15 protein-coding genes are annotated in these 22042 nt (G+C 67.7%); 13 read left to right on the top strand and 2 right to left on the bottom strand.

The genetic code is table 11. The features are described from left to right. Window positions 1–4: 4 nt before the first annotated feature. A complete protein-coding gene (locus QOZ81_RS14275; RefSeq protein WP_291204882.1) occupies window positions 5–2296 on the bottom strand; it encodes a glycosyl hydrolase in 2292 nt (763 codons plus the stop codon). A gap of 290 nt (window positions 2297–2586) precedes the next feature. On the opposite strand from QOZ81_RS14275, the gene QOZ81_RS14280 reads away from it, so the two are divergent. The 8 genes from QOZ81_RS14280 (at window position 2587) to QOZ81_RS14315 (ending at window position 15107) form a co-directional block, all read left to right on the top strand. After that, entirely contained in the window at window positions 2587–3960 is a 1374-nt protein-coding gene (locus QOZ81_RS14280; protein ID WP_291204879.1) for a hypothetical protein, read from the top strand. 19 nt (window positions 3961–3979) lie between these two features. Then, entirely contained in the window at window positions 3980–5713 is a 1734-nt protein-coding gene (locus QOZ81_RS14285; protein WP_291204877.1) for a glycosyl hydrolase family 17 protein, read from the top strand. Between the two features lie 69 nt (window positions 5714–5782). Then, window positions 5783–6700: a hypothetical protein gene (locus QOZ81_RS14290; protein WP_291204875.1), complete on the top strand. Its 918-nt coding sequence runs from the start codon at window positions 5783–5785 to the stop codon at window positions 6698–6700. Window positions 6701–6713: 13 nt separating this feature from the next. Then, window positions 6714–8204, top strand: a complete 1491-nt coding sequence (locus QOZ81_RS14295) for an MFS transporter (protein WP_291204872.1) — start codon at window positions 6714–6716, stop codon at window positions 8202–8204. A 23-nt stretch (window positions 8205–8227) separates the two neighbouring features. Beyond that, window positions 8228–11686 carry a hypothetical protein gene (locus QOZ81_RS14300; protein ID WP_291204869.1) on the top strand — a complete coding sequence of 1153 codons (3459 nt, stop codon included), beginning with the start codon at window positions 8228–8230 and terminating at the stop codon, window positions 11684–11686. 264 nt (window positions 11687–11950) lie between these two features. Further along, entirely contained in the window at window positions 11951–12424 is a 474-nt protein-coding gene (locus QOZ81_RS14305) for a (2Fe-2S)-binding protein (RefSeq protein ID WP_291204866.1), read from the top strand. Window positions 12425–12494: 70 nt separating this feature from the next. Next, window positions 12495–14597: a xanthine dehydrogenase family protein molybdopterin-binding subunit gene (locus QOZ81_RS14310; protein ID WP_291204863.1), complete on the top strand. Its 2103-nt coding sequence runs from the start codon at window positions 12495–12497 to the stop codon at window positions 14595–14597. 30 nt (window positions 14598–14627) lie between these two features. Further along, window positions 14628–15107, top strand: a complete 480-nt coding sequence (locus tag QOZ81_RS14315; protein ID WP_291204860.1) for a methylated-DNA--[protein]-cysteine S-methyltransferase — start codon at window positions 14628–14630, stop codon at window positions 15105–15107. Here QOZ81_RS14315 and QOZ81_RS14320 read toward each other — a convergent pair. Continuing rightward, window positions 15094–15753: an NAD(P)H-binding protein gene (locus QOZ81_RS14320; RefSeq protein WP_291204857.1), complete on the bottom strand. Its 660-nt coding sequence runs from the start codon at window positions 15751–15753 to the stop codon at window positions 15094–15096. The genes QOZ81_RS14315 and QOZ81_RS14320 overlap by 14 nt on opposite strands. Before the next feature lie 171 nt (window positions 15754–15924). On the opposite strand from QOZ81_RS14320, the gene QOZ81_RS14325 reads away from it, so the two are divergent. From QOZ81_RS14325 to ftsZ, 5 genes are all read left to right on the top strand, one after another. Then, window positions 15925–17739: a CocE/NonD family hydrolase gene (locus tag QOZ81_RS14325; protein WP_291204854.1), complete on the top strand. Its 1815-nt coding sequence runs from the start codon at window positions 15925–15927 to the stop codon at window positions 17737–17739. A 4-nt stretch (window positions 17740–17743) separates the two neighbouring features. Continuing rightward, a complete protein-coding gene (gene murB, locus QOZ81_RS14330; protein WP_291204851.1) occupies window positions 17744–18631 on the top strand; it encodes a UDP-N-acetylmuramate dehydrogenase in 888 nt (295 codons plus the stop codon). 9 nt (window positions 18632–18640) lie between these two features. Then, complete coding sequence (locus QOZ81_RS14335) at window positions 18641–19429, top strand: cell division protein FtsQ/DivIB (protein WP_291204848.1); 789 nt, start codon at window positions 18641–18643, stop codon at window positions 19427–19429. Between the two features lie 93 nt (window positions 19430–19522). Next, window positions 19523–20740 carry a cell division protein FtsA gene (ftsA, locus tag QOZ81_RS14340; RefSeq protein WP_291204845.1) on the top strand — a complete coding sequence of 406 codons (1218 nt, stop codon included), beginning with the start codon at window positions 19523–19525 and terminating at the stop codon, window positions 20738–20740. A 30-nt stretch (window positions 20741–20770) separates the two neighbouring features. Further along, window positions 20771–22027 carry a cell division protein FtsZ gene (gene ftsZ, locus QOZ81_RS14345; protein WP_291204842.1) on the top strand — a complete coding sequence of 419 codons (1257 nt, stop codon included), beginning with the start codon at window positions 20771–20773 and terminating at the stop codon, window positions 22025–22027. The last annotated feature ends 15 nt before the right edge of the window (window positions 22028–22042 follow it).

A 22042-nucleotide genomic window follows, 5' to 3' on the forward strand; every position in this document is an offset into this window, starting at 1 on the left:
CGGCTCACGGCACCCCGGCAGGTGGGGCAGCCGTGGTCTCCGCCAGGCTTCGCGGGGGAACTGGGAGCTGCGTGCCATCGCTGAACCGCACCGGGAGGGGCGCACTTCCCGCATTGAAGGCCAGGTAGGTCCGCCGGCCGTCGGGTTTCCGGAACACGGCGTAGAGGGCCGTATCCGCAGTGACCGAGACATCCGGCAGCCCCATGCGCTCCAGGTTCAGCAGCCAGTGCAGCGTGTGGGACCGGGTGTTGCCGAGTTCCACGGCGCCCCACCGGTTCCACTGGGCCAGCGCGGCGGGGGGATCGGCCAGGGCCAGGTACTCGGCAAAGACATCCTGCCAGATGTCGGGCGGGTCGGGGCGCCGGCCGCGGGTGGCCCAGGCGGCACTCTGGGCCGGCAGCTCCGCCAGGCTGCGCTTCACGAAGCCCGGGTCCTTGCCCAGGTAAAGTGAGGCTGTCGTCAGGGGCAGCAGGTTGATGCCCTTGATCTGCCTTGGCTCGTCCGTCCACCAGGTGTTGTGAGCGAACTTGCCGCCGAAGAGCATGCTCACCTCGCTGTTCCGGTACTCGGGTGGCAGTACCTGGCGGTCCAGGTCGAACCAGTAGGTCTGGATTCCCTTGATCTCGCTTGAATACAGCCAGATGCCGAGGTCCCGCAGGGCCCGGTCGCCGGTGACCTCCGCCCAGAGGATCAGGCCCGCCCAGGCGTTCACCGCCTCACTGGAGCTCTCCTGGTTGTTGCCGAAGGGGCCGAGGCCGACGCCCGAGGCCCAGGAGTGGCTCTCATAGGGGTCAAAGTTCCGCAGGAAGGGAAATTCCGAGCCCCCGCGGGTGGGCGTGGCGATGTCGGCCACGAGCTTGTCCACCAGCCCGCCCCACCTGTCCTTGGCGGCCCAGGCGGGGTCGCGCAGCGCGATCTGGGCCATGGCGAAGATCCAGTAGCCGTAGTGGAAGTGGTGGTCGTTGACCTGCTCGACGCTGAAGTACTCCTCGGGATAGGCGACCAGGGTCCCGAGTGTCCGGGTATAGCGGAAGTAGGTCTTCCGGTCCGTGCCCGAGAACCACTGCTCGACCCGGCCCTTCAGCAGCTTGAGCAGCGCGTCGCGCGCCTCGAGGTCACCTTGCTGCTCCGCGACATTCATCAGCTGGATGATGCGCTGCAGGCCCTTGCCCTGCCAGTAGGGACCGTTGCCGATCTCCAGCATCATAGGCCGGGCCCGGCGCACATCAGCCTTGAGGAGGTCGGCCAGCTCGGCCGCCCGGGGGGTGCCCTTCACGCCGGGCCACCAGGGCAGCAGCCCCGGATAGGCCACCCGGGTGGTGAAGCCCGCGGCTGGGAGCACCAGGATGCGGCCCCGGAGGGTGTCATAGCCCGGCCCCAGCTGGCCCTGGATGGCGGCATTCCCGGACCACTGGTGGGGGTAGAGCCCCAGGAGCGGCCTGGCCTCCGCCCCCTCCACGGCCAGCACGGTTGCCTCGAAGCGTGTCTCGACGGTGCTCGTGGCGGCGTCGTAGTGCCAGGAAACCCGCGTGTCCTCGAGGAACGCGTAGGCATGGCGGGTGAAGAGGGCAAGGGTTTCCGGCCGCTCATCGGGCAGGGCCGCCGCGGAGAAGTGCTCCCGGCCGGTAGGCATGCGCGCCAGCCACTGCCGGTCGGAAACCTGCTCCCAGCGCACCCCCGTGGGACCGAAGAACGCGTACACCTTCCCCTTGACCCGCAGGGCCAGGACCCGCGGATCCTCCTGGGAGGGCAGGCGGACCCCGACCTCGGGCAGGCCGACCTGCACATCCCCCCGCGAGACCCGCAGGTAGGCGTAGGGACTGCCGTGGGCGATGGTGGCCTCCATCCGGTCTTCGCCCCTGGAGAAGTCGATGCCGATGGACCAGTCGCCGGCCTTGCCCAAGCGCGCCGGTCCGGGCACGAAGGCCACCGGGCTGATGAGGACCGGATCCGCATGCGGGTAGTGGATCTCCGTGTCCTTGCGCTCAGTGGCGACCACGGTCTTCACGGGCAGGGACATCTCCAAGCCCGCGGCGACAGCCCTGAAGGTGAGGGGCTGAGCGAAGATGGCCTCCGGCGTCCGGTTGAAGATGAGGGTGGAATACCACTGGCTCGTCTGGGCCGCGGTCTTCAGCAGCGCCTCCGTCCTCATGGGGGCGGGCGGCACGTCCTTGTCGCTGCCCAGGGCGTCCAGCCGGTAGGCGCCGGCCCCGACCTTGACCGTCTGGGATGCTCCCGTGACCGTCAGCAGCAACCCGAAGAGCCCCAGCCGCAAGAACCTCCAGGTCGAGTTCATGGAAACTCCTTGGTAATTTTGATCATTGCATGAAGTTTTTTGTGTTTCGGTCGAGCATCGTATACCCAAAATACTCAATCACCCAAGGGATAAAGCGCGATGAAAAATCGACCATAAAAATGAAAAAAGACAATTTACTTCCCCTATTTTTGAATCACCCTTGATCAGCTTCTGCACCATCCATCCTCGATACTCGCGAACCAGCGGGGGGCGCTGTACGGGTTTGATGGCCCCCCTGCACCCTCCATCCCGCCCCTCTCCATCACCGGACCTTTCTGAGAAGGCTCCCCATGCACACGCCAACCCTGCGGACCGTCACGGAACGCGACCAGCCCCCCCTCCCCCGCTTGAGCCCGAGCCGCCTGGGCACCTGGGCCGTCCTCCTGCTCGTGGGCTGCTGGGGCGGGCCGGTGGCCCGGGCCCAGCAGGCCCTCCAATACGGACCCTTCAGCCTGAACGCGTTTGCCAAGTACGAGGGCGCCCGCACCAGCAACTTCAACGAAAACCTCCAGCTCTACCCGGAGGCGACCAAGCAACAGCAGTGGGCCGACCAGCTGGTGCCGGGCACCCGCTACGGCACCGAGCCCACCAACGTCTGGCTCTTCCAGCCCTGGCTGGGCGTCAAGTTCGACCTGGGCGGCGGGTTCAAGGCCTCCGCCATGCTGAGCCAGCGCTGGCGGGGCGGCATGGGGGTGCCAAGCACGGTCGACGTCCCCGGCTTCCTCTATGAAGAGAATGTGGCGATCAGCCACGAGGACTACGGTCGGCTGGCCGTGGGCAAGATGGTCGCCCGGGGCTGGAGCGTGGCGGACTACCCCTACGGCACGGCCGTGGGACTGGCCAATGAGTGGGCTCAGAGCGGCGCCGGTTACGGCCTGCTCACCAAGGCCATCCGCTACACGTCCCGCCCCTTCGACATCTTCAACGGCGATCTCGTGCTGGAGGCGACCTACGACCAGGGCAACACCGCCTTCAAGATCCACAAGCCCCGGTTCTGGGAGTTCTATGGGCAGTACCACAATGCCGGTCTGGTGGTGGATGTCATCGTCCAGGACACCCGGAACGGGAATCCCCAGGCCTGGGGCCACGGCCCCTTCACGGGGCTAACGCCCTTCCCCCAAGACGATGCCAAGATCGGCGGCGCAGGCCAGGGCATGGCCATGGTGATGGCCCGGTACGACCTCGACGCGCACTGGCAGGTGTCCGGCGGCCTCCGGTCGAACCGCTGGAGCGGCGCCGACGCGGTGATCACCGTGGCCGGCCCCCCCGCCCAGTGGAACGACATGTTCAACGTGGACTGGGGCGGCACCCGGGACGGAGTCGCCAACCCCGGCTACTCCGCCACCTCCACGGACGGCTTTGCGGCCCTGCGGTACCGACGGGAGAAGTGGTCCGCCTGGCTCGCCGGCCAGATCCTGGGCACCGCCTCCACCTCCAACCCCTCCGAGCGGGGCCAGAGCAACTGGGCCAACTTCAACACCCTGGGGTTCCAGTACGAGTTCGGACGCGGTCTCTCGGCCTATGCCGGCGTCGGCATGGTCCGCTATGGCCGCCTGGGCCTCTCTCCGATGTCCATGCCCACGAATTCCGCCTTCACCGGGGTCGATTCCCGGGTCAGCAGGAGCGGCAACTGGGCGCTGTTCGGCCTCCTCTACGTCCTCTGAGTCCAAAGGAACCCCAGCCATGTCGAACAACCTCCTCACCGTGGTCCTCCGTTCGTTCCTTGGACTCGCCCTCGTCGCCGCCCTCACCTCCTGCGGCGGCGGCGGGGTGGTGCCCGGCACCGTCGATGCCAAGTCCATCCGGCCCCTGCCCACGGAGTACCTCACCCGCACGGCCGTCGCCTACTCGCCCTACCGGACCGGCAACAACTCGACCGAGACGCCCACGGCCACGCAGATCGCCCAGGACCTGACGCTCCTTGCCCAGGGGAACTTCACCCTGATCCGGCTGTTCGACAGCTCCGACAAGGTGGCCAAGCAGACCCTGCAGGTCATCCAGAACAACCACCTGGACATCAAGGTGCACCTGGGCTGCTGGATCTCCAGCACCAAGTACACCGCGCCCGCCGATGTGCCTGCCATCGAGAACGCCAACCAGACGGAAATCGCCCGCTGCATCGCGCTGGCGAACGCCTACCCCGACCAGGTGCTCGTGGTGAGCGTCGGCAACGAGTGCATGGTCAGCTGGGCGGGCAACCCGGTCTCCCCGGCCCAGATGGCCTCCTACATCACCCAGGTGCGGTCGGCCATCGCCCAGCCGGTTACCAGCGACGACAACTACGCCTTCTTCGCTTCTGCGCCGACCTACCTGCTCAACACCCTCGACTTCGTCTCCATTCATTCCTACGCCCTGCTGGACACCCTGTACGGGCAGCCGTGGGATTGGAAGCAGACGGACGTTCCCGCCTCGGGCCGGGCTGCCGCGATGATGGGTGCCGCGCTCGCCTTCGAGCAGCAGAACTACAGCGAGGCCCGCACCTACCTGGACAAGACCGGCTACGCCGCGCTGCCCATCGTCATCGGCGAGACCGGCTGGAAGGCCTTGCCGACGGGGGGCGAATACGAGCGGGCCCACCCGGTCAACCAGCAGATCTTCTTCAACCTCCTGGCCGCCTGGCGCATCTCCGGCACGGGCCCCAAGAACATCTTCTGGTTCGAGGCCTTCGATGAGCCCTGGAAGGGTGGTGACGACGGCTGGGGCCTCTTCAATGTCAACCGCCAGGCCCGCTACGTCGTGCGCGGCCTCTACCCCGCCTCCGTCTGGGAGCCCGGCACCTACAGCGGCGCGGATGCCCTGCACTACCTCCCCACGGTGCAGAATCCCGCGGTGACCGCCGGGAGGTACACCCTCTATGCGGAAGGCGCCACCTCCGGAGAGGCCCTGCCCGCGGCGCCCCTGGCCTGGGCCGGCTGGACCTGGAACACCTCGGCGGTGCCCACCACCACCACCGCCGCGGAGGGCACCACCAGCCTGCAGATCACGCCGGGCCCCCAGCCCTGGGGCTGGGGTGCGGCCCTGGCCTACACCAAGCATGCGGATGATCTGAGCGCCTTTGCTTCTTCCGGGTACCTGAACTTCAGCATCAAGACCACCTACCCGGGCACCATCCTCGTCGGCTTCCAGACCGGCAACCCCATCGACCTCACCCTCTACAACGTCTTCCTCCCGCTGGCATCGGGCAGCTACGGCTACCTCAACGACGGCGCGTGGCATGACGTGAAGATCCCCATCAGCGCCCTCACGCCGTGGGGTGTCATGGGCTCAGGGATGCCCCTGGCGTCGCTGTCGAAGCTCGACATGACCATGGTCTCCAATCCCTTCGTGGTCGCGGACGTCTTCAGCAGCACGGGCAAGCCCGCCAACAGCAATCCCACGAATCCCATCTACGTCGACCGCATCTTCTGGTCGAAGTGAGGCCTGCATGCTGACGCAGGGGACGCCGGCGCCCCAGGACCCTGGGGTGCCTCGGTGACCCAGGGGGTAGTGACCACCTCTCTCGAGCAGGGCTACCTGGTGAAGGGCCTCCGCACGGACGCGGCCGAGCTTCGGATGGTCCCGGAGCTCGGCGGACGGGTCATCAGCCTGCGCAGGCTCAGCTCCGGCCGGGAGTGGTGCTGGCACCAGCCCCACCCGGACTGGCTCTGGCGCAACGGGCCCGGGGATTCCTTCGGGGCCAGTCCCCAGGCGGGCATCGACGAGTGCGTGCCGACCGTGGCGCCCTGCCGGGTCGGCGACCGGGACCTGCCCGACCATGGCGAAGTCTGGTTCCAGTGCTGGGAGCTGGAGCCCGAGGCCCTGGCCCGGCAGGAACTCTCGGCCACGGTGCGGCTGGCGGTCACACCCTTTCAGTTCCGCCGGTCCATCCGGGTCGGCACGGACGGTGCCTTCCTCTTCGATTACGCCCTGACCAACCTGGGCGACCGCCCCGAGCCATACCTCTGGTCCTTCCATCCCCTGCTGACCCTGGAATCGGGGGATCGCCTCGACCTTCCGGAGGAGGTCCGGAGCCTGCGTCTGAACGGGGGCCTTGGGGTGACCATCTCCCAGGGCGATGTGTGGGCCTACCCGGAACCGTTCCCCGGGGTGAGGCTCGATGCCGGCGAGCTTCCCGGAATGCCCGGCGCCTGCCTCAAGGGCTTCGCCGGCCCCCTGAAGACGGCCCGGGCGGGCATCGTGAACGGCCTGACCGGTGACCGCCTGGAGCTGGCATGGGATGGGTCCACGCTCCCCTTCCTCGGCGTGTGGATCAACCGCGGCCACGGCGGCTTCCACCACCTGGCCCTGGAACCCTGCAGCGGTGCACCGGATTCCCTCCTGGACGCCGTGGAGTCCTGGCGGCAGTACCGAGTCATCCCGCCGGGTGAGACGGTGCGGTGGTCCATCAGCGTCAGCCTGTCGTGATGTGGGGGTTCCCGTGAACGCAGCCGAAGCCAATTCCACTCCTGCCACCGCCATGCTGGAAGACGGGCGCCTGTCCTTCGGAGAGAAGGTGGGCTACGCCCTGGGCGATGCCGCCTCCAACTTCTATTGGAAGACGTTTGAGTTCTTCATCATCTTCTTCTATACCGACGTGTTCGGCATCTCCGCCGGAGCCGTCGGCACCATGATGCTGGTGACCCGGGTCATGGACGCCGTGGCCGATCCGGTCATGGGAACCATCGCGGACCGCACCAAGACCCGCTGGGGGCATTTCCGGCCTTACGTGCTCTGGTTCGCCATCCCGCTGGCCGGTGCGGGGGTGCTCACCTTCACGACCCCCAGCCTCGGCGGAGGGGCCAAGCTCCTCTACGCCTATGCGACCTACTGTCTCCTGATGCTCCTCTACACCGCGGTGAACATCCCCTACAGCGCCCTGCTCGGCGTCATGACGCCCAACTCGAAGGAGCGCACCTCCCTGGCCTCCTTCCGGTTCGTCGGGGCCTTTTCCGTGGCGGTCCTGGTGCAGTACTGCACGCCCAGCCTGGCCCAGTGGTTCGGGATGTCATCGGCCCTGCGTGCCCAGCACAGCTTCCTGGCCCACCCCATCGACTGGGTGCGCTGGTTCCTCTCCCGGGACTTCCTCACCCTGCCCTCCGACCCGGCCAAGGGGTGGCAGATGACCATGGTCCTGTACGGCGCCTTCGCAGTCGTCCTCCTGATCCTCTGCTTCGCCACCACCCACGAGCGGGTCACTCCGCCCGAGGACCAGAGCCCGGACTTCAAGGAGGACCTGAAGAGCATGCTCACGAGCCGCGCCTTCGTGGTGATGCTCGGGGTCCTGATCATCATGATCATGTCCTTCGTGCTCAGGGGCTCGGTCTCGGCCTACTACTTCAAGTACTACGTCCAGCGCAACGACCTCCTCGGCCCCTTCCTGGTGGCCAACGCCCTGGCCTTCCTGGCGGCGGTGGTCATCACGCCCACCATCGCCCGGCACTTTGACAAGAAGACCCTGTTCATCGCCGCCATCGGCATCGGCGGCCTCATCATCGGCGGCTTCTGGCTGGCCAAGCCCACGGACATCGGGCTCATGTTCGGCCTGCAGATCCTCGCCAGCTTCATCATCGGGTTCAACTCGCCCCTGGTCTGGGCCATGTTCGCGGACACCGCCGACGACGCCGAGTGGCGCCTGGGGCGCCGGAACACGGGGCTGGTCTTCGCTTCGGCCGTTTTCGGCATGAAGATCGGGCTGGCCCTGGGTGCCTGGGTGACGGGGCTCCTGCTGACCGGCTTCGGTTACCTCGCCAACCAGGAGCAGTCGGCCACCTCGCTGCTGGGCATCCGGCTCTCCATGAGCCTGATCCCCGCCCTGATGCTGGTGGTGGCTGCCGTCCTCATGAGGGCCTACCCCCTCGATGACCAGAAGATGGTCCAGATTGAGAAGGACCTGGCCAGCCGCAAGAAGGGGCTCGAAGGCGAGGCCTGATGGATCCACGGAGAGATGAGCGTATGCCAGCCACCCATGCAGCAGATGCAACCCTGAAGCACCCCGGCTCGCCGGCCGAGGGCTCCATCGTGGAATTCGAAGGCGAATCCTATTACCGCATCACCAACCACGACGCGATGGCGCCCTTCTTCATGAGTCTGGTGAGCGACTCGGACCACTGGCTCTTCATCTCGAGCAATGGCGCCCTCACGGCCGGGCGGAAGGATGCGGAGCACGCGCTCTTCCCCTACTACACCGACGACCGGATCCATGACAGCCAGGATCAGACCGGCAGCCTGACCCTCTTCCGCATCACGCGCCGGGAGCGGACCTTTCTCTGGGAACCCTTCAGCCAGCGGCTTGAGGGGCTGTACCAGGTCACCCGCAGCCTGTACAAAAGCGTCCATGGCAACAAGATCCTGTTCGAAGAGGCCAACCACGACCTGGGCCTCACCTTCCGCTATGCGTGGATGAACAGCGAGCGCTTCGGGTTCGTCCGACGGGCGATGCTCACCAACCAGGGGGACGACGAGGTCCATGTCCTGCTCGTCGATGGCATCCAGAACGTCCTGCCTGCGGGGGTCGAGCGGCGCTTCCAGGTGGAGTTCAGCACCCTCGTCGACGGGTACAAGCGCACGGAGCTGATCAGGCCCTCGGGCCTCGCCCTCTTCCGCCTCAGCTCGGTACCCGTGGACAAGCCCGAGCCGAGCGAGGCCCTGCGGGTCAACCTGGCCTGGTCCACCGGGCTGGAGCCTGCCCAGCGCCTGCTCTCCACCACTCAGCTCAAGGCCTTCCGGCTGGGGGCGACGCTTCGCGAGGAAAGCGACATCCGTGGGCAGCGTGGCGCCTACCTCCTGCACGGTGGCTTTCCCCTGGGCGGAGGCGAACAGAAGGACTGGCTCGTCGTGGCGGAGCTCAACCAGGACGCCACGGCGGTCGTCGCCCTGAAGCATCGCCTGGAGTCCGAATCCAGCCTGAAGGCTGAGGTCCTGAGTGATGTCGCCAGAGGCACCCGGAACCTGCTGCGGATCGTGGCCTGTTCCGACGGACTCCAGCTGACGGGCGACCCGTTGAACGCCCAGCGGCATTTCTCGAACACCCTGTTCAACCTCTTGCGGGGCGGCGTTCCCGACGATGGCTACCGGATCTCCCGCAGCGACCTGGCGTCCTTCCTGGCCCAATCGAACAAGACGGTGGCCCGGCGGCATGCGCTGTTCCTGGAGCAGCTCCCGGACCACCTGCAGCACCGTGACCTGATCGACCGGGTGACCGCCCTGGGCGATCTGGACCTCGAGCGGCTCACCAAGGAGTACCTGCCCCTCACCTTCAGCCGCCGACACGGGGATCCCAGCCGGCCCTGGAACAGCTTCTCCATCGAGGTGAAGGACGAGTGGGGCGAGAAGATCCTCAACTACGAGGGCAACTGGCGGGACATCTTCCAGAACTGGGAGGCCCTGGGCCATTCCTTTCCCGGTTTTCTGGAGAGCATGATCTTCAAGTTCGCCGACTGCTCGACGGTGGATGGCCACAACCCCTACCGCCTCATGCGGATCGGCTTCGACTGGGAAGTGAGCGATCCCCAGGATCCCTGGTCCTTCATCGGCTACTGGGGCGATCACCAGGTGATCTACCTGCTCAAGCTGCTGGAGGCCTCTCGACGCTTCGACCCAGGCCTGCTGACGGGCCTGCTGGACCGACCGATCTTCACCTATGCCAATGTCCCCTACCGCATCAAGCCCTACCAGGACATGCTCGCCAACCCTCACGACACCATCGCCTTCGACGCGGCGGCTCACGAGGAGGCGATGGCACGGGCGAAGGCCCTGGGAGCGGATGGCCTCGCCGTGCTGGGCGCCCAGGGGACGGTCCTCCGGGCCAGCCTGGCCGAGAAGCTCCTGCTGGTAGCCCTCTCCAAGCTGGCGAATTACGTCCCGGAGGCCGGGATCTGGATGAACACCCAGCGACCCGAGTGGAACGACGCCAACAACGCCCTGGTGGGCTACGGCGTGTCCATGGTGACCCTCTACTACCTTCGCCGGTACCTGGCCTTCTGCCGGGAGCTCCTGCCGGAAGCGCCCGGGGGATGGCTCGAGCTGGCGGAGGAGCTCCACAGATTCCTGGAGGACGTGGATCGCGCCCTCGCCGGGCATCCACCGACGCCCGGCCAGGCCATCTCCAACTGTGAGCGGAAACAGGTCCTGGATGCACTGGGGCAGGCCGGCACGGTCTATCGGACCGAGATCTATGACCGGGGGTTCTCGGGATCCAGGGTCCAGGTGCCCGTGGAGCGCCTCCTCGGCTTCCTGAATGGGGCGCTGGAGCACATCGACCACGCCATCCGGCTGAACCTGCGGCCCGACGGCCTCTACCATTCGTACCACGTGATGAAAGTCGTCGGGGACGGGATCGAGATCCGCCCGCTCTACGAGATGCTGGAAGGCCAGGTGGCCGTGCTCAGCTCCGGCGTCCTGTCGGGAGAGGCGTCCGTGGCCGTGCTGGATGCCCTGCGGTCGAGCCAGCTCTACCGGACCGACCAGGCCAGCTACCTCCTCTACCCGGACCGTCCCCTGCCCCACTTCCTGGACAAGAACATTCTCCCGGCCCAGGCCGTCGCCTGTTCGCCGCTGCTGACAACGCTCCTGGCCGATGGGAATGAGCGTCTCGTGACCCGGGATGTCGAGGGCCAAGTCCACTTCAATGCCGACTTCAGGAATGTCTCGCACCTTCGGGAGGCACTGGACAGGCTGAAGCATGGTCCCTACCGGAGCATGGCGGAAACCGAGGAAGCCCAGCTGCTGGCCCTCTATGAGCAGGTCTTCGACCACCAGTCCTTCACAGGACGCTCTGGAACCTTCTACAAGTACGAAGGCCTGGGTTGTATCTACTGGCACATGGTGTCGAAGCTGCTCCTGGCCGTCGACGAGACGAGGCAGCGCACCTGCGATGAGTCCCAGGCCGTCGGGGACCGTCTCAGCGCGCACTACCGGGCCATCCGCGAGGGGCTGGGAAGCCACAAGCCGCCCTCCCTGCATGGGGCGATTCCCATCGACCCCTACTCGCACACAACCGGGTTCGCCGGCGCCCAGCAGCCCGGCATGACAGGTCAGGTCAAGGAGGACATCCTCAGCCGCCTGGGCGAGATGGGAGTTCAAGTCTCGCAGGGGCGCATCGCCTTCCTGCCCTGGCTCATACGTGACGGAGAGTTCCTGAGCCAACGTGCCAGATTCGCCTTCCTGGACGTGGAAGGTCACCCTGAACACCTGGACCTTGAGCCAGGAACGTTTGCCTTCACGCTCTGCCAGGTTCCGGTCGTGATCCACCGGTCTGGGTCCCCTGGCATCCAGGTCCTCCGCCAGGCAGGTTCCGTGGATGTTGTGGAGGGACTGCGGCTGGACACTGATGCCAGCAAGGCCATCTTCAGTCGCAGCGGTGAGGTCAGGCGGCTGGAGGTCTGCCTGGGCCGCTCCAACCCTGGCTCCTGAGCCAGAACAAACTTGTACAGGACGCACAAATCGTGAGAAGACGCGGTTCAGACATCGTGATCCGCTGCGATTCCCCGATGGGCTTGTCCTGACCCATGGCAAGCAGGGGACGAGTGATCCGGTGGATTGCGATCGGGAGGGGAGGACGCGCCCGAGTGGGATTCGTGAGTGGCACCACCAGCCGAGCCACAGCTCCAGAGGTAGGGGCGGTCCATGCTTCCGTTCCCGGTCATAATCTGGTCCACAGTACAGGAAGGAGTCGTCATGGCCAGGACCCTTTCGTTCACGCTGAATGGCAAGCAGGTGGTCACAACCGCCGACGGCTCGCGCATGCTGGCCTGTGTGCTGCGCGAGGACCTGGCCCTCACTGGCACCAAGATCGGCTGCGGGCAGGGTCTCTGCGGCGCCTGCACGGTGCTCGTCGACGGGGAGGCCGTGCGCTCCTGCTCCACGCCGCTGGCCGCCGTGGCGGGCAAGGCGGTGCTCACCATCGAAGGCCTGGGCCTGCAGGAGAAGCTCCACCCCGTGCAGGAGGCCTTCCTGGATCACCACGCCTTCCAGTGCGGCTTCTGCACCCCGGGCATGATCCTCAGCGCCTACGCGCTGCTGAAGAAGACACCCAGACCGGATCGCCGTCAGGTGGCCGAGGCCCTGGATGGCAACCTCTGCCGCTGCGGCGCCCACGTGCGGATCCTGGCCGCGGTCGAAGCCGCCGCCCAGAAGGGAGGTGCCAAATGAGGCCGGAGCAGGAGCGGAGGGCCACGGGCCGAAGGCCCGCCCCGCAGGGGTTTGGCGTAGGAGGTGCCAAATGAACCGGCGCGACTTCCTCAAGGCCACGGGGGCCGTGGGCCTCTTCGTCACCTTCCCCATCCCGGCTTTTTCGCAGGAACCTGAGAAGATCCCCAACGACGTGCCCGAGTACCCCAAGGACTTCAACGCCTACCTCAAGATCGGGCCCGATGGCCGCGTGGGCTGCTTCGTGGGGAAGATCGAGATGGGCCAGGGCAACATGACGGCCCTCGCCATGCTGGCGGCCGAAGAGCTGGATGTGCCGCTGGATCAGGTGGACATGCTCATGGGCGACACGGACCTCTGCCCCTGGGATGGCGGCACCTGGGGCTCCCTCAGCATCTGGCAGTTCGGTCCCGTGCTGCGGGGCGCCGCCGCCGAGGCCAGGGCCGTGCTGATCCAGATGGCCTCGGAGCGGCTGGGCATCGCCGCCGAACGCCTCCAGGTGAAGGCTGGCGTGGTGTCGTCGCTGGGCGACCCTTCGAAGCGCGTGTCCTATGGCGAACTGGTGCAGGGCAAACGGATCGAGCGGCACCTGAAGGACGTGAAGGTGAAGCCCGTGGCCGAGTTCACGCTGGTGGGCCAGGAGGTGCCTCGCAAGGATGGCCGGCTGAAGGTCACGGGCGGCGCCAAGTACACCGCCGACATCGTGCCCGAAGGCACCCTGTACGCCGCCATCCTCCGTCCACCGGCGCACGGCGCCAAGCTGCTGTCCGTGGATGTCTCCGCCGCCGAGAGGCTGCCGGGGGTGAAGGTGATCCAGGCCGGCGACCTGGTGGCCGCCCTGCACGCGCACAGCGACCAGGCTCGCGAGGCCCTCGGCCAGATCAAGGCCACGTTCCAGCCCTCACCCTCCACGCTGACTAACGACAACATCTTCGACCACCTGCTCAAGGCCGCACCGCCCGCACGGCAGCTGGCCGCCAAGGGCGACCTAAAAGCGGGCGAGGCTTCCGCCATCCACCAGGTCGAGGCCACCTACCTGGACAACTACATCGCCCACGCGCCCATGGAGCCCCACACGGCCGTGGCCCAGTGGGAGAGGGGCAAACTCACGGTGTGGGCCTCCACCCAGGCACCCTTCCTGCTGCGGGGGATGCTGGCCAAGGCCCACGGCTTGTCCGCCCGGCAGGTGCGCGTCATCACGCCCTTCCTGGGCGGCGGCTTCGGGGGCAAGGGCATGGCCCCCCAGGCCCTTGAAGCGGCGCGACTGGCCAAGGCGGCGGGCTGCCCGGTGCAGGTCACCTGGAGCCGCAAGGAGGAGTTCTTCCTCGACAGCTTCCGCCCCGCGGGCGTCGTGAAGATCCGCTCCGGCCTCACGAAGGAGGGGAGGATCGCCTTCTGGGAGCACCAGGTCACCGCCGCGGGCGAATCCGAGGCGGAGACCATGTACGACATCCCGCACCAGCGCAGCACCTCCGCCGGCACCTGGATGGGGGGCAACCCCGCCGGGTTCCACCCCTTCGCGGTGGGCGCCTGGCGGGCCCCGGCGGCCAACACCAACGTGTTCGCCAAGGAATCCCACATGGACATGCTGGCCGCCAAGGCGGGCGTGGACCCGCTGGAGTTCCGCCTCCGCCACGTGAAGGATCCCCGCATGGTCACCGTGCTGAAGGCCGCCGAGAAGGCCTTCGGGTGGACCCGCAAGCCCGGCCCCAGCGGCCGGGGCTTCGGCTTGGCCTGCGTCAACCACCGCAGCACCCTGGTGGCCGCCATGGCTGAAGTGGCCGTGGACAGGAAGACCGGGGAAGTGAAGGTCAAGCGCGTGGTGATGGCGCAGGACATGGGGGTGGTGGTGCATCCCGACGGCGCCCGCCAGCAGGTGGAGGGCTGCGTCACCATGGGCCTGGGCTACAGCCTCTACGAGCAGATCCGCTTCAGGAACGGCCAGGTCCTCGACGAGAACTTCGACACGTACCAGCTGCCCCGCTTCTCCCAGATGCCCACCATCGAGACCATCCTCATCCCCAACCCGGACGTCCCGGCCCAGGGGGGCGGTGAGCCCGCCATCGTCGTCATGGGCGCCCTCATCGCCAACGCCATCCACGACGCCATCGGCGTGCGCATGCTGCAGATGCCCATGACGCCGGAGCGGATCAAGCAGGCGCTTGAGAGGGCCTGAATCGTGCGGCTTTCCTGACATGCTGGCGGCATGGCGCCCCGTTCCCTCAGCTTCGCCACGGCCCTCGGCCGGATGCACGTCGCGTGGACGACGGAGGGCGTCTGCGCCTTGCGCTTTGCCGATGGGATCAACCCCCGCGAGTCACCGAAGGCACCAGCCTGGGTGCTGAACGCCGTGCACCAGCTCATGGCCCACCTGGCGGGCCAGCCCCAGGATCTGGGCCGCCTCCCCCTGGACCTGTCGGGCCTGACGCCCTTTCAGCGCCGCGTGGCCGAGGTGCTGCGGGCCACCCGGCCCGGCCAGACCATCAGCTACGGCGAGGTCGCCCTGCTGGCCGGCCGTCCCGGCGCGGCGCGGGCCGTGGGTCAGGCCGTGAAGGCCAACCCCCTCCTCATCCTCGTGCCCTGTCACCGCGTGGTGGCCGCCCATGGGCCCGGCGGCTGGAGCGCCTTCGGAACGCCGGAACGCAAGGCGCGGCTGCTGGAACTCGAAACCCTCAAAGGCGGTTGATGTCGCGCATCTCCAGCACCGGCCGCGGCGCGCCTTCCAGACCCGCCTGGATCATGGCCCGGCCCAGCTGCTCCGTGGTGGTGAGGCTATCCGGCGAGATCGCCTTCAGCAGCGGCAGGAAGGGCCCCAGCACGCGATACAGCAGCCGGTACAACGGCGTCCGGGAGGTGATGCCATGCAGGGGCCGGATGGCTCCGGGACGGAACAGGTACACGGCCTTGAAGGGCAGCCGCAGCAGGGCATTCTCGATCCGCCCCTTCACCCGCGCCCACATGACGCGCCCCTTCTCCGTGCTGTCGGCGCCGGCGCCGGAGATGTAGCTGAAGGTCATGGCGGGATTCAGGCGGCTGAGGGTGGTCGCGGCGGCCAGCGTCAGGTCGTGGGTGATGCGGCGGTAGGCCGCTTCGGTCATGCCTGCCGAGGACACGCCGAGGCAGAAGAAGCAGGCGTCCAGCCCCGTCAACTGGCCTTCGATGGCCGTGTAGTCGAAGTAGTCCTGAGGCAGGATCTCCTTCAGCTTGGGATGCGTCACGCCGGAGGGTGTCCGCACGAGGGAGCGCACCTCGGTGATGCGGGGATCCCGCAGGCACTCCCGCAGCACGCCCCGGCCGATCATGCCCGTGGCGCCGAACAGCAGGACCTTCATGATCGACCTCCCCGTATCGGCCCCGCGGGTCGACACTCCCAGTGTGCCGTGAACGGCACCCTCCAGTCCCGGGGGCCCGGCTCCGGCGACCGATCCGGCTGGCGCCCCCCCGGATCGCCGGTGGATCTTTCGCCCCAATCCTTCATCATGGGGGCACGCCCGGGAGCCGCTATGGAAATCCGCGTGATGGCCGTCCTGCTTGCCATGGCCCTGGTGGCCCCATCCAGCCTTCGGGCGGAAGCCCCCAGGACCGACTTCAACCCGGTGCAAGTGACCTGGGACCAGAAGGTGCCCATGCGGGATGGCGTGAGGCTCAGCGCCACCATCTACCGCGATCCGAAGCAGCTGAAACCGCTGCCGGTCATCCTCACCATGACGCCCTACATCGCCGACCATGCGGCGAAACAGGGAACCTACTTCGCGCAGAACGGCTACGTCTTTGTGGCCATGGACCTGCGGGGCCGGGGGAACTCGGAAGGTGCGTTCGTACCCGGCCAGGTCGAGGCCAAGGATGGCTACGATGCCGTGGAGTGGCTGGCGAAACAGCCCTGGTGCGATGGGCAGGTCGCCACCTGGGGCGGGTCCTGGCTCGGCTTCAACCAGTGGAGCCTGGCGAAGGAGTTCCCACCCCACCTCAAGGCGCTGGCGCCCACGGCGGCGGTGCATCCTGGCGTCGACTACCCGCAACCCAACGGGATCCCGATGTCCTACATGCTGCGCTGGCTGGCCTACGTGCATGGGCGGGCCCTGAACAGCGCGCTCTTCGGGGCCACCACCTTCTGGAACAACGCCGAATGGGAGCAGGTCTCCACCGGGCGCCCCTTCAAGGATCTGGAGGCCATCACCGGCATCCAGGGCACGGTGTTCCAGACCTGGCTGCGGCACCCGCGGGAGGATGCGTTCTGGCAGGCCATGACGCCGCGCCCCGAGCACTACGCCAAACTCCGCATCCCGATCCTGACCATCACGGGCCACTACGACGACGACCAGACCGGCGCCCTCACCTACTATGAGCGGCACATGGCCCACGGGCAGCCTGACATCACCCAGCGGCACTGGCTGGTCATCGGCCCCTGGGATCACTATGGCACTCGACGGCCCAAGGCGGAGCTGGGCGGCGTGACCTTCGGCTCCGGTGCCGTCATGAGCATGGAGGACCTACACAGGGCCTGGTACGACCATGTGCTGAAGGGTGGCCCGCGACCGGCATTCCTCGAGAACCGAGTGGCCTGCTTCATCATGGGGCGCAACACCTGGATCCATGCCGCAGCCCTCAGCCAGATCGAAGGGTCTCCCCTGAAGCTGGAACTCGACCTGGCGGGGGCCCAACCGGGAGACGTCGCCCGGGGCGGGTTGCTGTCCCCCAATCCACCCTCGGGCCCTGGACATGTGACCTTGGTGGCCGACCCCGCCTATCTGCCGCCCCGCGCCGATCTCGAAGATGAGAACGCGCAGTATCTGAAAGACCAGAGAGATGCCTTCAAGCAGCTCCCGGGCCAGGTGGTCTGGCACAGCGAGCCCTTGAATGAGGAAACCATCCTTGCGGGGCGTCCCAAGCTGGCGCTGCGCCTCACCTGCGATCAGCCCGATGCGGACCTGCGGGCAACCCTCCAGGAGGTGCTTCCGGACGGCAGTGCCGTCGCCCTTTCCGGCGGCTCGCTCCGCCTGCGCTACCGTCGTGGGGGTACAGAGCCGGTCCTCATGTCCCCTGGCCAAACCGAACTGGTGGATTTTCCGGCCCTGGATTTCTTCGCCCGAGCGCTGGCCAAGGGCAGCCGGCTCCGGCTTCTGGTGAGCGCGGCCCCTGCCTTCGGCTCCCAGCGCAACACCCATACCGGAGGCGACCTGGCCGCCGAGCCCCTGTCCGCGGCCAAGGTGGCGCACCTTACGCTCTTGACCGGGCCGGGGAGCGGCAGTCTGCTGCAGCTGCCCCGGCCGGAGGCCGCACTCCTCAAAGCCAAAGAGACCCCGGCCCAGTCACACTAGCGGGGTGGCGCACCCTTTCCCAGATGACCTGCTCGCCGTCCCGCACCGCCGGGACGTGCCCTTCTCCCGCCTGACCACCCTGGGCGTTGGGGGCGTGTGCCACTGGCTCTTCGAGCCGAAGACTGAGGCCGAGGCACAGGCCTTCGTCCGCGCCTGCGCCCGGGAGGGCCTGCCCTGGCGGGTGCTGGGGGGCGGCTCGAACCTGGTGGTGCTGGGGGATGTGGCGACGCCAGTCCTGCGCCTGGCATTGCCGAAAGAAGTCCGGCGCGACGGCAACCGCATCACGGCCCCCGCCAGCCATGGCCACATCGCCCTGGCCGAGGCCGCGGCGGCGGCTGGGCTTTCGGGTCTGGAGTTCGCCAGCGGCATCCCCGGTTCCCTGGGCGGCGCCATCCGCATGAACGCCGGGGCCTACGGCCGCGAGTGGGTGGACGTGCTCACGCGCTACCGCTTCCTGACGCCCGGAGGCGAGCTGGTGGAGAAGGCGCCGGAAGCGGGCGAGTTCCGCTACCGCTGGAGCTTCCTGACCGGCGGCCACGTGGTGCTGTCGGCCACTGCGGATCTGGTGGAAGGGGATCCGGCCACCATCCGTGCCCGGGTGGCCGAGTACCGCGAGAAGCGCGGCACCAGCCAGCCCCTGTCGAAGCGCAATGCGGGCTGCATCTTCAAGAACCCACCGGGCCTGAGCGCGGGGCGGCTCATCGACCAGGCCCACCTCAAGGGCCTGCGCATCGGAGATGCCGAGGTGAGCCCAGAGCACGGCAACTTCCTCGTGAACCACGGCAAGGCCACCGCCGCGGAGTTCGCCGAGCTGATGGAGACCGTCCGGACGAAGGTCCGTGACATCCATGGCGTGGAGCTCGAACCCGAGGTGGAGATCTGGCGGGAGTAGACTGACTGCATGTCCATGCTCCCCCGCACCCGCCCCAAGCGTCCCTGGCTGCCCTGGGCGCGGGCCGGGATCACCGTGGCGGTCATCGGCCTGGCGGGCTGGGGCCTCATGGAGCTGGGCACCCGGTACCTGGGCCTGCAGAAGCTGGTCATCGAGCAGGTGAACGTGAGCGGCTGCCGCGGCGAACGGCAGGCCGAGGTCCAGAAGCTGGCGGAACAGCTGGTGCTGGGCAAGCCGCTCTTCTGGGTGGATGCGGAGGAGCTGCGGACCCGCATCGAGGCCAAGCGCTGGGTGCGGGGCCTGCAGATCCGCAAGGACCCCCCGGATCGCCTCAGCCTCGCCATCGAGGAGCGGCGGCCCGTCCTCTGGCTGGTCCGCGCCAACGGCGTATTCCTGGTGTCGGATGACGGCGTGCTGCTGGATCGCGTCAACCAGGCCAACCTAAATCCCATTCCCGTGGTCGTGGACCCCTCCAGCCAGACAGACCAGGGATTGGCCCATCTGGTGAGCGCTGCACGCACGCTCCGGGAAAAACAGCAGGGTTTTTACGAGCGGATCACGGAATTGAGGGATAGCCCAAAGGGGCCTGTGGCCTACATCGAGGGATTATTGGCCCCAATCTACCTTTCGCGCAGGGATGTCACGAAAAACGTGCCCAATTTCCAGGGCCTCTTCGTGGACCGCCTCTCCCAGCGGCCGGATCTCGCCCGGCTGAGGTACATCGACCTGCGCTGGGACGACGAGGTGGCCGTGGGCGAACCCGAAGACGAATCGGCCCCCGCAAAGCCGCGGCGCTGAACCCCGGAAGGACTATTCCGCGTTTTTCCCGCCACGAATCCTCGATTTCGTGGGCGGAACTGGTATAAACCTAGAGCAAGGAAAAGGATCTTCATGCCGCAGCGCGCCGTACTCCTCGGACTCGACCTAGGTGCAAGCAAAGTGGTGGCGGTGGTCGCCGTCCAGGAGGAAGACGGGACCCTCAACGTGACCGGGACGGGCCAGGCCTCGCCCCAGGGCGGCATGACCCAGGGCCAGATCACGGACATGGACCTCAGCACCCGCGCCATCGTGCGGGCCGTCGAAGAGGCCATGAACACCGCCGGCCAGACCAAGGTCGATGGCATCCGCGTGGCCGTGGACGGCATCCAGTTCAAGGGTGAGAACCTGCGGGATTCCATCACCATCTCCAGCGGCGACAAGATCATCACCGCCGGCGACCGGGACCGCGTGCTGGAACAGGCCACCAACAGCTGCAAGCTGGCCAAGGAGGAGCTGGTCCTCCACCGCATCCCGCAGATCTTCCACATCAAGGGCCAGCGGGACATCCGCAACCCCGTGGGCATGTTCGGCGAGACGCTGGAGGCTGAGGTCCGCATCATCGTGGCGCCCAGCCCCGTGATCATGAACATCCAGCTGGCCCTGAAGAACGCCGGGCTGCATGGTTCGGAGCTGATGTATTCGCCCCTGGCCAGCGCCGAGGCCGTGCTGAGCCGCGAGGACCGCGAGAACGGGGCGGTGGTGGTGGACATCGGCGAGCAGCTGACGCACCTGGGGATCTTCCTGCACGGCACGCTCTTCCACTCCGCGATCATCCCCATCGGCGGCGCCCACTTCACCCGCGACCTGGAGATCACCAAGCACCTGGGCGGCATCGCCGCCTCGGAGCGCGTCAAGATGCGCTTCGGCACGGTCCTGCCCAGCCACGTGCCCGCGGAAGAGTCCATCGAGCTCGAGGAGGAGGGCCGCCTGGTCTCCCGCCGCGAGATCGCCGAGGTGCTGCAGGCCCGTGCCGCGGAGCTGCTGAACCATGTTCTGGCCGAGATGGGCCGGACGGGCCTCATGCATGAGATCCACGGCGGTGTGCACCTGGTGGGTGGCGGCGCCCTGCTCACCCACCTGCCCATCCTCGCCCAGACCCTCCTGGGCCGGCCCCGCGTGGTGCTGGGCCGCATCCAGGGCGTGCTGGGCCTGCCCCAGGCCACGGGCAACCCCTTCTTCGTGAATGCGCTCGGCGCCGTGAAGGCCCTGTCCCGCGACCTGAGCGAGACCCGCGGCAAGCAGGACCGCAGCGACGGTTTCCTGGGCCGCTTTTTCAGCCGTTTCTCGTAGTACTTCCAGCCGATCCCTTCGGGAGCCCCGATGTCTGAGACCCCCTTCCTGCCCTGCCCCCACAGCCTTCCCGGCGCCAACATCAAGGTGCTGGGCGTGGGCGGCGCGGGCTGCAACGCCATCAACCGCATGATCGACAGCGGCGTCACCGGCGTGCAGTTCATCGCCATGAACACCGACCAGCAGAGCCTCGCCCACAGCAAGGCCCACCTGAAGCTGCCCCTTGGCCCCCAGAGCAGCCGGGGCCTGGGCGCGGGCGGCAATGCCGAACGCGGCGCCGTGGCGGCGGAGGAAAGCCGGGAGGAAGTGCTGGCGGCCCTCCAGGGCGCCGACATGATCTTCATCACCGCGGGCATGGGTGGCGGCACGGGCACCGGCGCCGCCCCCGTGCTGGCCAACTACGCCCGCGAGCTGGGCGCCCTCACCGTGGCCGTGGTCATCACCCCCTTCGCCTGGGAGGGCCGCAAGAAGGGTGATCTCGCCCTCGCCGGCCTGGCGAACCTGCGCGACACCGCCGATACCGTCATCGTGGTGAGCAACGAGCGGCTGAAGAACGTCTGTGATGCCCGCGTCACCATGAAGGAGGCCTTCCGCGTGGCGGACGGCGTCCTCATCCAGGGCGTGCGGGGCATCGCGGACCTCATCCTCAAGCCCGGCATCATCAACGGCGACTTCGCCGACGTGGAGGCCGTGCTGCGCAACGGCGGCGAGGCCCTCATCGGCACCGGCGCGGGCCGCGGCGAAGAGGCCGTCATGGATGCCCTCCGCAAGGCCCTGGCCTGCCCCCTGCTGGAGCGTGCGCAGAGCGGCGCCGCCGCCAACGTCATGGTGTCCATCACCGCCGACTGGGAGGTCATGGAGGCCTCCGCCATCGAGACCGCCATGAACTACCTGCAGGACCACTACAGTGGCCGCCCCGACATCAAGGCCTGCACCGTGGAGGGCGAGGGCATGGAGGACCGCGTGCTGGTCACCGTCCTCGCCAGCGGCTTCGACCAGGAGGAGAAGCTCCTCGAGGAACGGCGGAACAGCCTGCACCTGGGCGGGGCTGATGCCCCCCTCCAGGTCTACACCACGGCGCTCCCGATCCAGTCCCAGCCGCTCCCCGCCAACGTGGTGAGCGGCCGCGTCTACGGCGAAGTGCCCGCCGGGGAGCTGCAGGGACCGACGCCCACCCGCCTGCTGCCCCAGGCCCCCACCCCCAGCGGTGAGCTGCCGGGCGCCGCCGATGACCTGCACGTGCCCGCCATCATCCGCATGGGCCAGGGCCGGCTGGGGATCGAGTAGGCCCCACCACGCCGC

This window comes from Geothrix sp. (genome assembly GCF_030219325.1).
In the GTDB taxonomy this organism is placed as follows: Bacteria; Acidobacteriota; Holophagae; order Holophagales; family Holophagaceae; genus Geothrix.